The organism is Mesorhizobium sp. M4A.F.Ca.ET.020.02.1.1 (assembly GCF_004022645.1).
Lineage (GTDB): Bacteria > Pseudomonadota > Alphaproteobacteria > Rhizobiales > Rhizobiaceae > Mesorhizobium.
The window spans coordinates 1-9702 of sequence record NZ_RZOI01000163.1; the positions used below are offsets into that span (position 1 = coordinate 1).

Here is a 9702-nt window from a genome sequence, read left to right on the forward strand (position 1 = left end):
CATGTAGTTGATCGAATACTCATTGCCGGGATCGTATTTGGCGGTGCGCTCCTGAACGGTGTCCCACATGTTCGACAGGTTCGGCAGCTTCGACCTGTCGAGCTTCTGGAAAACGCCGGCCTGGATCTGGCGGGCGAGGAAATTGCCGCTGGGTACGACGACGTCATAGCCGCTGCCGCCGGCCAAAAGCTTGGTTTCGAGGATCTCGTTGGAATCGAACGTGTCGTAGACGACCTTGATGCCGGTTTCCTTGGTGAAATCGTCGATGATCGAACTGTCGATGTAGTCGGACCAGTTGAAGACGTTGACGACGCGGTCCTCGGCGTGGCCGCCGATGGTGAAAAGCGTCAGGAATGCCGAGGTCGCCGAAAGCCAGAGCGCTTTGCGGGTCATGCTGTTCTCCTTTGGTGAGTGTTCCGTCGCCAATCCGTCGCGGCCTCCGCGCGGCTGGGCATTTGCTTCAGATTATTGAGCTTTCTGGAGAGCGACAAGCGCGAACGGCCGGCTGCGCGGCGGTCCGACATGAGGCCGATGAAAGCTTTGGGCCGTTGCCGTGGCCTGGGGGATGTGCCGACGTCGTCAGAGGCTTTCGCCATGGCGCGGGCAGGGATATGACGATGTGGTCCGGTTCCGATTGGACCGGCATTGAGACTTGGCAAGATACGCCTGTCTTGTTGTTGCCGTGCCCTTAGCCTGCCCGCCCGGCAACGACGTTGTCAATGGCCCATCTCGCGCTTTGGCGCATCCGCTGCGTTAATTGGGGGATGGCAGTCCGGTGACGCCAGGGCGCTGGGGGCGCGGCTGCCGCTTGAACTCGAGCCCGATATGGACGAGCAGCGCCGTGACGACGACCGCACCACCGACGATGGTGCGCACAGACGGCACTTCCGAATGCACGAGCCAGACCCAGATCGGGCCAAGGATCGGCTCGAACGTGCCGAGCAGCGCCGCTATCGCCGCCGGGACGAGGCGGGCGCCGGTAGCGAAGAAGGCGAGGCCGACGCCGAGGTTGAGGACGCCGAAGGCGAACAGGAAGCCCATGTCGCGGCCGGAAACGGCAAATTCCGAGGCCTGGGAGGCCGCGAACGCGCCGGCGAGCAGCGCGCCGAGGCAGTTGGCCGGCGTCATGCGCACATGGGCGAAGCGGCGGGTGATCACCGTGGCGACCGAAAACATGCAGGCGATCAGCAACGCCAGGCTGTCGCCGACGGGAGACACGGTGCCGTCGAGCGATTCAGAGACCATGATGGCGACGCCGGCGATGACGGCGGCGATCGCCACCCAGGTCGCCGCCGCCACCCGCTCGCGAAACAGCACCCAGGCAAGCAGCGCGGCAAGCAGCGGCACGCCGGCCTGCATCAAGAGGATGTTGGCGACGGTGGTGTAGGAAAGCGCAACGATGAACGAGGTCGACGCGGTGGCGAAACAGATCGCGACGGCAAGGCCGGGCAGGCCCATGCCACGAAACAGTTTCAGCGTGCCTCGCCAGCCGTCGCGCCAAGCCATGAAGCAGAGCAGGAAGGCCACCGCCCAGAGCGAGCGCCAGAATACAATCGTCCAGTTGTCGGTAATGTCGATGAAGCGGGCGATGGTGCCGCCAAAGCTCCACATCAGCGCCGACAGGAACACCAGCAGCATGCCAAGGCGCTCGTCGCCAGGCGAGATGGCCGGGCGCGGCGGGACGGCTGGCGAAGCGTGCGATACGGCGTCGGTCATGGTTGCGACTGTCGGCGATTTCAGGGCGGCACGATGCGCGATGGGCGACAGAACCGCGCTGCATTCGCCTAACGCATCGGCGGCTGCAAGGCGTGATCCAGCCGCGCGTTCCGTTTGGCGCACTGGCGCATTAGCTCGACCAACGCGTCCAGCCCCGGCCGATACCTCCGGTTAAGAGGAGGCGTCCCGGTTGCGCCGAATGAGCCGCCAGAGGCCGACCAGGGGGACCAGCAAAATCACACCGAATTTCTTCAGCGCAATCAGCGCCACCGCCAGCAGTCCGGCCTTGGCCGCCAGCTTGCCCGCGATAAGGCCACCGATGCCCACAGCGGCGACGGTGTCGAAGCCTGGCCTGAAATCGACATACTTCTTGCCCGGGCTGAAGGTTGCGAGGCCAAGGACCTCGTCCAGGCTCTGCCTGATCTCGGGCAGTTGCTCCACCGTGGCGATGTAGCTCATCACGAAGACCCCCTCCCGGCCGAGAAAGCGCACATCGTAGTTGAGCGTGTGGACGGCATCGGTTCCGAACTGCAGCTCCTTGGCCCAGTGCAGACGTTTGTTGACGGCATCGTAGACGGGCGGCGAGGCCCAGCCGATCAAGGTGACGGGCTGAAATCCGTCCTTCACCCTTTGATCGTTGCTGGACAGGGTGTCCTCCTGCATGCTGCGCAACAATTCAGCGTAGTCGATCGACGCGGCGTCGCTGTCATCGACATAGCCGATCTTTTCCCAGCGCAACTCAATGCCCCAATTGTTCTCGGCGATGGGATCATGGCTGGTCGGAAAAATCATACCGACGGAGTCGGCACCGGCATCTGGCGGATTGCCCCAAGCCTCGGTCAGGACGGAGGCGGCATCCTTCTTGTCCAGGAAGTAGAACTTACCCTTGAGATCGAGGTGCACGCCTTCGGCAAGATCTATCGCACCGGTCCTGGGCTCGATCTTGTCAAGGAATGCCTTGCCGGCATCATTGTACTCTTGGTACGATTTGAAGAATTCCGAGGATTTCTCCGCAAATGCGGATGAGGCTGAAAGGGCAAGCGTCAGCCCAAGCCAAAAAACTTTCCTGTTCATCGCCGACCCCCCAGTCTTGCGCAATTCGTTTTTGATATCGCGGCGCTAATGCTTAATCAATATTGCCGACGGAAAGATTGCGTGGAGAACCCTCAATGGCTTGCTGTTGCAAAGGAGGATGGGCCTCCCGGGCCGACCAGCACAATCGACGTCACTGGAAATCGAAGGCGCTCAAGCCGGTCACCATCTCGTCCAGGCCAAGCGGCCGCGTCACCGGCGGCTCGGCGCGCGCCAGGCAACCGATGCGTTCGCAGAGCCGGCAGGCGGGTCCCACCGGCGTGGCGACGGCGACGCCCTGCCCCGACTTGCCGCTCGCCGTTCCCGGAAGGGCGCCGCCATAGACGATCTCGTCACGAAAGCCGATATCGCAGCCGATGAGCAGCGCCGTGCGGCGCGGCCGCTCCGAGAACGCGCCCTGTGGCCCTTCCAGCGTGCGGGCAATGCAGAGGAATTCGGCGCCGTCAGGCATTTCCACCGCCTCCACCAGGATCTGGCCGGGCTGGGTGAAGGCGGCATGGACCGGCAGCTTCGGACAGCCGCCGCCGAAGCGGCTCTGCGGAAAGCCCTGGCTGCCCGCCTTGCGGAAGCGGTTGCCGGCATTGTCGACCTCAAGCATGAAGAACGGCACACCGGAGGCGCCGGGACGCTGCAGCATGGTCAGGCGGTTGGCCGCCTGCTCGAAGGCCACGCCGAAGCGCGAACGCAGCACGTCGATATCGTAACGGGCACGCAGCGCGGCGGCATGGAAGGCCTGATAGGGCATCATCAGGGCATGCGCCGCGTAGCGGCCGAGCTCGAAGCGGGCGAGCCGGCGGGCCTCGTCCGTGGTCAGCTTCAGCGCCTGGATCTCTCCAGCTACCGCGACCGTCATGCGGATCAGCGAGGCTTCCATCGCCACTTCGCGCAATTGGTCGAAGGGCGACAGCCGCTCGGACAGGAACAGGCGTTGCGAGTGGCGATCGTAGCGGCGGCGCCAGTTCGGCATGGTGGCGACGGGCAGCACCTTGACGACGATGCCGTATTCGCGCCTAAGCCAGGCTTTCAGCGCGCCGAACAGGTCGTCGCCGGGGTCAAGCAGCGCGGTGAAGGCCTCGGCCTCCTCCTCCAGCGCGGCGAAATGGTTCGGCCGGCGCTCGAATATCTCATGCACCTCATCGACCGGCAGGCGGGCGCCGGACAGCGCGGTGGCGCGGCCCTCGCGCGCCAGGAGCTCGTTGAGATCGGAAAGCCGCTCGGCCTGCTCGCGATAGGCGCGGAACAGTTTCACCATCGCGGCGGATGCGTTGGGGGCCGCTTCGGCGAGCTCGATCAGCTCCTGGTCGCCCGGCAGTTCGGCCGCCAGCAGCGGGTCGCCGAACACTTCCTTGAGCGCCGAAATCGACCCCTTCGCCTCGCCCTGCAATTCATGCGGATCGACCTTGTAGACCGAGGCCAGCCTGAGGATCAGTTGCACCGTCAGCGGCCGCTGGTTGCGCTCGATCAGATTGAGATAGGACGGCGAGATGCCTAACCCTTCGGCCATCGCCGTCTGGGTCAGGCCCTTGGCATTGCGGATGCGGCGGATGCGCGGCCCGGCAAAAATCTTCTGGTCAGCCACTCAAATCCATCCTTGACAGGAATTTACACGATCTGGCCGCAGAGGCCTGCGCGCAACCTTTTACAATCGTGACAAATTTACAGAGCTTACCAGTCAAGCGCAACACTAATTTTCCCTTATTTTTCGGCCAAAAGCTCGGTTTTACTCGCGTGTTTCGCAGGGCGATGTAAATGATGTCACACACCAACGGCGCACAACTCCCATGACGCGACGTTTCCAAGAACCGACCTCGAATGAACTGGAGTATCCAATGACCGATTTTTACAACCTCGTCCCATCCGCGCCCGAAGGTCGCTTCGATGGTATCGAGCGGCCCTATTCGCCCGAGGATGTGAAGCGGCTGCGCGGCTCGGTCCAGATTCGCCAGAGCCTTGCCGAAATGGGCGCCAACCGGCTGTGGAAACTCATCCACGAGGAGGACTTCGTCAACGCCCTCGGCGCCATGTCCGGCAACCAGGCCATGCAGCAGGTCAGAGCCGGGCTGAAGGCGATCTATCTGTCAGGCTGGCAGGTCGCGGCCGATGCCAACACCGCGTCCGCCATGTATCCCGACCAATCGCTCTACCCCGCCAATGCGGCGCCGGAGCTGGTCAAGCGCATCAACCGCACCTTGCAGCGCGCCGACCAGATCGAGACATCCGAAGGCAAGGGGCTTTCGGTCGAGACCTGGTTCGCGCCAATCGTCGCCGACGCCGAGGCCGGCTTCGGCGGACCGCTCAACGCCTTCGAGATAATGAAGGCCTTCATCGAGGCGGGTGCGGCCGGCGTCCACTACGAGGACCAGCTGGCGTCGGAAAAGAAGTGCGGCCATCTCGGCGGCAAGGTCCTGATCCCGACGGCGGCGCATATCCGCAACCTCAATGCGGCCCGCCTCGCGGCCGACGTAATGGGCACGCCGACGCTGGTCGTGGCACGCACCGACGCGGAGGCGGCGAAGCTTTTGACGTCGGATATCGACGAGCGCGACCAGCCCTTCGTCGACTATGATGCCGGCCGCACGGTCGAGGGCTTTTACCAGGTCAGGAACGGCATCGAGCCCTGCATAGCGCGCGCCATTGCCTATGCGCCGCATGCGGACCTCATCTGGTGCGAGACCTCGAAGCCCGATCTGGCGCAGGCCAAGAAGTTCGCCGAGGGTGTGCGCAGGCATCATCCGGGCAAGCTGCTCGCCTACAACTGCTCGCCGTCGTTCAACTGGAAGAAGAACCTCGACGACGCGACGATCGCCAAGTTCCAGCGGGAACTCGGCGCCATGGGCTACAAGTTCCAGTTCATCACGCTGGCCGGCTTCCACCAGCTCAACTTCGGCATGTTCGAGCTGGCCCGTGGCTACAAGGCGAGGCAGATGGCGGCCTATTCGGAACTGCAGGAGGCTGAATTCGCGGCCGAGGTCCATGGCTACACCGCGACCAAGCACCAGCGCGAGGTCGGCACCGGCTATTTCGACGCGGTCTCGATGGCGATCACCGGCGGTCAGTCGTCGACCACCGCCATGCATGAATCGACCGAGCACGCCCAGTTCAAGCCGGCAGCCGAGTGAGCTGCCACAGAAGACGACCAACAGAGGAAACGCCCGAGAGGGCATAGGACACAAGGAGAAGACCAATGGCATCGATAAGCCGCGTCAAGGAAAGGGCGGAAGAGCAGTCCTCGGCCATGAGCGTCGACCAGCAGGCGACCATCCGCATGCTGGCCAATGACCTGCACAGGCTCAACCAGTCGGTGATGAAGGCGGTCGAGGCGGGCGTCTCGGTGGAGCTCGTGCGCTCGGCAAGGCATCATGGCGGCGACGGCAATTGGGGCGACCTCCTGATCCCGGTGATCGTCACCCAGCAAAACCACGGCTGACCACGTTCCACGGTGGCGCATTCGCCGAATTCTGTCTCGCCCGCGCGGTAACGCGCGGGCGACTTTCGTTTTGCAAAGCCCGGCTCCGACTGCCAGGAATAAACCTGGCACTAAATTTTAGCTTTTCTTGCGATATTCTGGAAATTAGCCATTTCAGCTTGACACCAGCGGCGATCTCACGCCAATTGTCCCTCAAGTTTCAACCCTGCATTGAAACAGAGATGAGTGCCCGCCCGCACATGAGCCCCAGCAATCGCGAGACCAGGACTGAAAGACATCTGAATCCGGAGGGCCGTGGCGGCGGCGCCGAGATGCTGACCGATTTCTCTCAGGTGCTCGTCATCGGAAAGTCGCCGATAAACAGGGTCGTGGTGTCGAAAATCGTCGAGAAATCAGGGCTGAAGCCGATTTCCGAATCGCCCGATACGGCGGCGAAAGCCTTGCGCTGCCTCATTCCCGGCGCGATCGTGCTCGACGGCGGCGCCGACAACAAGGACTGCGACGCGTTGATCTCCGGAATAGATGCGCTCAGGCGGATTTCGGGCAAGGCATTGCCCTCGGTGATCCTGCTTTCAACCAAGACTGGCACACCGGAGAGCCTGGGTCTCTCGAGTGTGATCGATGTCGTGATCGCCAAACCGATCACTCCCGAGAGGCTGCAACCGGTGATCGACCGCCTGATCGGGTCAGGGCGCGGCTAGCAGAAACCGGATCCGCCGTTCCAGCGCTGGGGCACAAGTCAGCCGCTAGAAACGATGCTTTCAATCAACCTTGGCAGTTCGCCAAGATCGGCGATCTGGCGAAAACGCGGCGCGGCCCTCGGCGGCTCGACATGTTCGAGCACCCAGGTCAACTCGTGCGGCACGTGCACGCCCCAGCCGCCGGCGTCGATGGCCGGAACGACATCGGATTTGAGCGAGTTGCCGACCATCATGCTTTTCTCGGGCCCGTCGCCATGGCGGCTGAAGATTCGGGCATAGGTGGTCGCGCTCTTGTCGCTGACGATCTCGACGGCGTCGAACAGATCGCCGAGGCCTGATTGCGCCAGCTTGCGTTCCTGGTCGAAAAGGTCACCCTTGGTGATCAGCACCAGGCGATAGGAACCGGCCAGCTTCTCCACCGTCTCGCGCGCATGGGCCAGCGGCTCGATCGGATGGCTGAGCATCTCGCGGCCGGCGGCAAGGATTTCGGCGACCACCGATCCCGGCACACGGCCGCCGCTGATCTCGATCGCGGTTTCGATCATCGACAGGGTGAAGCCCTTGATGCCGAAGCCGTAGACGGCAAGGTTGCGCCTTTCCGCTTCGAGTAGCCGCGCCGAAATATGCTCCGCCTCGCCATGCTCGGCCAACAGTCCTGCGAAGCGCTTCTCGGTCAGGCGGAAGAACTGCTCGTTCTGCCACAGCGTGTCGTCGGCATCGAAGCCGATCGTCGTCAGTTCATGGCCGGCCATGGCTGTCCTGCGTCGGGGTCCAAGGTAATCGCATTTCGCGAGGCGTCGAACCTAAGCCCGCCACGGCGAATTTCAACCGCGGCAGCAACCGCACAGGGGTTCCCCTTCCCTTCCATCGCCGGCCACGGCTATACTTCACCATCTGCAACGCAATCTGGTGATTGATGCCGCCTGAAAAAAAGGAAGTCCGTCCGTCTAGCCGCGGAGGGCGTACCCGCACGCCTGCCTTCTTGAAGAACCAACGCGGCGTGAAGAGCTGGAAGGAGGCCAGCGCCTGGCTGGAATGGCGCGGCATCGAGGACATCGAATGCATCACGCCTGACCAGGCCGGCGTTGCCCGCGGCAAGATGATGCCGTCGAAGAAATTCACCTCCAACACCTCGCTGGCGCTGCCCTCGGCGGTGTTCATGACAACGATTTCCGGCGGTTATCCCGAGGACGGCAACGGTTTCCACTATCCGGAGGATGACGGCGATCTCAAGTTGATGCCGGACCTTTCGACGCTGACCGTGGTGCCGTGGGAAGAGGACCCGACGGCGGCGGTGATCTGCGACCTCGTCCATCAGGATGGCCGCTCGGTCGAGTTCACGCCGCGCAACGTGTTGAAGCGCGTGCTCGCGGCTTACGCCGATCGCGGGCTGAGGCCAGTTGTGGCGCCCGAGATCGAATTCTACCTGGTGCGCAAGAATCCCGACCCGGACTATCCGCTGACGCCGCCGGTCGGGCGCTCGGGACGGCCGATCGGCGGCGGCGCCGGCTATTCGATCGCCGGCGTCAACGAGTTCGACGAGCTGATCGACGACATCTACCATTTTTCCGAAGGGCAAGGCCTGGAGATCGACACGCTGATCCACGAGGAGGGCGCCGGCCAGCTCGAGATCAATTTGCGCCACGGCGATCCGATCGAGCTCGCCGACCAGGTGTTCATGTTCAAGCGCACCATCCGCGAGGCGGCGCTGAAGCACGAGATTTACGCCACCTTCATGGCCAAGCCCATCCAGGGCCAGCCCGGATCGGCCATGCACATCCACCAATCGATCGTCGACAGGAAGACCGGGAGGAACGTGTTCTCGGCCGAGGACGGCTCGGAGACGGAGGATTTCTTCCACTTCATTGGCGGCATGCAGAAGCATGTGCCGAACGCGCTGGTGATGTTCGCGCCCTATGTCAATTCCTACCGGCGGCTGACGCAGGCGGCATCGGCACCGGTCAACAACAAATGGGGCTACGATAACCGCACCACGGCCTTCCGCGTGCCGCGTTCGGATCCGGCGGCGCGGCGTGTCGAAAACCGCATTCCGTCCTCGGACGCAAACCCCTACCTGGCGCTGGCGGCATCGCTCGCCTGCGGCCTGGTCGGCATGATCAACAAGGTCAAGGCCGAGCCTCCGGTGCTGACCACCGCCAACGCCGATGAGATCGACCTGCCGCGCAGCCTGCTCGAAGCCGTCGACCTGTTCGAAGGCGACGAGGAACTCTGCGCGATCCTCGGCAAGTCGTTCACCGCCACCTATGCGGCGATCAAGCGGGCTGAGTTCGAGACCTTCATGGAAGTGATCAGCCCGTGGGAGCGGGAGTATTTGTTGCTGAATGTTTAGGGGAGTAGGGGTGTAGGGGTGTAGGGGAAATGACCGAGAAAACAGGCTCCTACAAGGAGCTGATCGTCTGGCAGCAAGCGATGGATCTTGCGGTGGCGGTTATGGGGCGACGAAATCCCGGCCCAAGGAGGAGCTCTATGGATTAACCAGCCAAGTGCGCCGAGCCGCCGCCTCGATACCAGCCAACATCGCGGAAGGCCATGGTAGAGAAATCCGGGGGTCCTATCAGCAATTTTTGCGTATCGCTCAAGGCTCACTGAAGGAATTGGAGACACAGATCCTGATAGCCGAGCGTACCGGCATCGCGCCGAAAGTGACGGCGATTTCATTGCTGGAGGGGACCGAAAGTGTGGGGAAGCTTCTCCGCCTTCTGATCCGCAAACTCTCGGCCGACTAGCTTACCTATTCCCCTATTC

General features: G+C 62.9%; 9 protein-coding genes and 1 pseudogene. 5 read left to right on the top strand and 5 right to left on the bottom strand.

Features of this window, described 5'->3' with window-relative positions; translation table 11 throughout:
• From EN742_RS13115 to EN742_RS13130, 4 genes are all read right to left on the bottom strand, one after another.
• On the bottom strand, positions 1–393 hold a 393-nt coding region (locus EN742_RS13115), incomplete at its 3' end, for an extracellular solute-binding protein (RefSeq protein WP_128332892.1).
• A gap of 360 nt (positions 394–753) precedes the next feature.
• The gene (locus tag EN742_RS13120) at positions 754–1716 is read right to left on the bottom strand and encodes a DMT family transporter (protein WP_126056454.1); all 963 of its coding nucleotides are present in this window, start codon (positions 1714–1716) and stop codon (positions 754–756) included.
• Between the two features lie 171 nt (positions 1717–1887).
• Positions 1888–2790: a DUF2167 domain-containing protein gene (locus EN742_RS13125; protein ID WP_126056455.1), complete on the bottom strand. Its 903-nt coding sequence runs from the start codon at positions 2788–2790 to the stop codon at positions 1888–1890.
• A 151-nt stretch (positions 2791–2941) separates the two neighbouring features.
• Positions 2942–4387 carry a helix-turn-helix domain-containing protein gene (locus tag EN742_RS13130; protein WP_128332893.1) on the bottom strand — a complete coding sequence of 482 codons (1446 nt, stop codon included), beginning with the start codon at positions 4385–4387 and terminating at the stop codon, positions 2942–2944.
• Between the two features lie 250 nt (positions 4388–4637).
• Here EN742_RS13130 and aceA point away from each other — a divergent pair, with 250 nt between their 5' ends.
• From aceA to EN742_RS13145, 3 genes are all read left to right on the top strand, one after another.
• Complete coding sequence (gene aceA, locus EN742_RS13135) at positions 4638–5927, top strand: isocitrate lyase (protein ID WP_126056457.1); 1290 nt, start codon at positions 4638–4640, stop codon at positions 5925–5927.
• 65 nt (positions 5928–5992) lie between these two features.
• The gene (locus EN742_RS13140) at positions 5993–6235 is read left to right on the top strand and encodes a hypothetical protein (protein WP_126056458.1); all 243 of its coding nucleotides are present in this window, start codon (positions 5993–5995) and stop codon (positions 6233–6235) included.
• A gap of 239 nt (positions 6236–6474) precedes the next feature.
• Positions 6475–6936 (top strand): response regulator, encoded by a 462-nt coding sequence (locus EN742_RS13145; RefSeq protein WP_126059238.1) that lies wholly within the window; start codon positions 6475–6477, stop codon positions 6934–6936.
• A gap of 38 nt (positions 6937–6974) precedes the next feature.
• Here EN742_RS13145 and EN742_RS13150 read toward each other — a convergent pair whose 3' ends face one another.
• Positions 6975–7688 (bottom strand): HAD family hydrolase, encoded by a 714-nt coding sequence (locus EN742_RS13150; protein ID WP_126056459.1) that lies wholly within the window; start codon positions 7686–7688, stop codon positions 6975–6977.
• A gap of 164 nt (positions 7689–7852) precedes the next feature.
• Between EN742_RS13150 and EN742_RS13155 the strand changes: the two genes are divergently transcribed.
• Positions 7853–9286, top strand: coding sequence for a glutamine synthetase family protein (locus EN742_RS13155; RefSeq protein ID WP_126056460.1), 1434 nt, complete (start codon positions 7853–7855; stop codon positions 9284–9286).
• A gap of 29 nt (positions 9287–9315) precedes the next feature.
• Positions 9316–9683: pseudogene (locus EN742_RS13160) on the top strand (four helix bundle protein).
• Positions 9684–9702 lie beyond the last annotated feature (19 nt).

Coding starts and splice junctions, on each gene's coding strand:
- EN742_RS13120 (WP_126056454.1), bottom strand. CDS start 1,716: ATGACCGACGCCGTATCGCACGCTTCGCCAGCCGTCCCGCCGCGCCCG.
- EN742_RS13125 (WP_126056455.1), bottom strand. CDS start 2,790: ATGAACAGGAAAGTTTTTTGGCTTGGGCTGACGCTTGCCCTTTCAGCC.
- aceA (WP_126056457.1), top strand. CDS start 4,638: ATGACCGATTTTTACAACCTCGTCCCATCCGCGCCCGAAGGTCGCTTC.
- EN742_RS13140 (WP_126056458.1), top strand. CDS start 5,993: ATGGCATCGATAAGCCGCGTCAAGGAAAGGGCGGAAGAGCAGTCCTCG.
- EN742_RS13145 (WP_126059238.1), top strand. CDS start 6,475: ATGAGCCCCAGCAATCGCGAGACCAGGACTGAAAGACATCTGAATCCG.
- EN742_RS13150 (WP_126056459.1), bottom strand. CDS start 7,688: ATGGCCGGCCATGAACTGACGACGATCGGCTTCGATGCCGACGACACG.
- EN742_RS13155 (WP_126056460.1), top strand. CDS start 7,853: ATGCCGCCTGAAAAAAAGGAAGTCCGTCCGTCTAGCCGCGGAGGGCGT.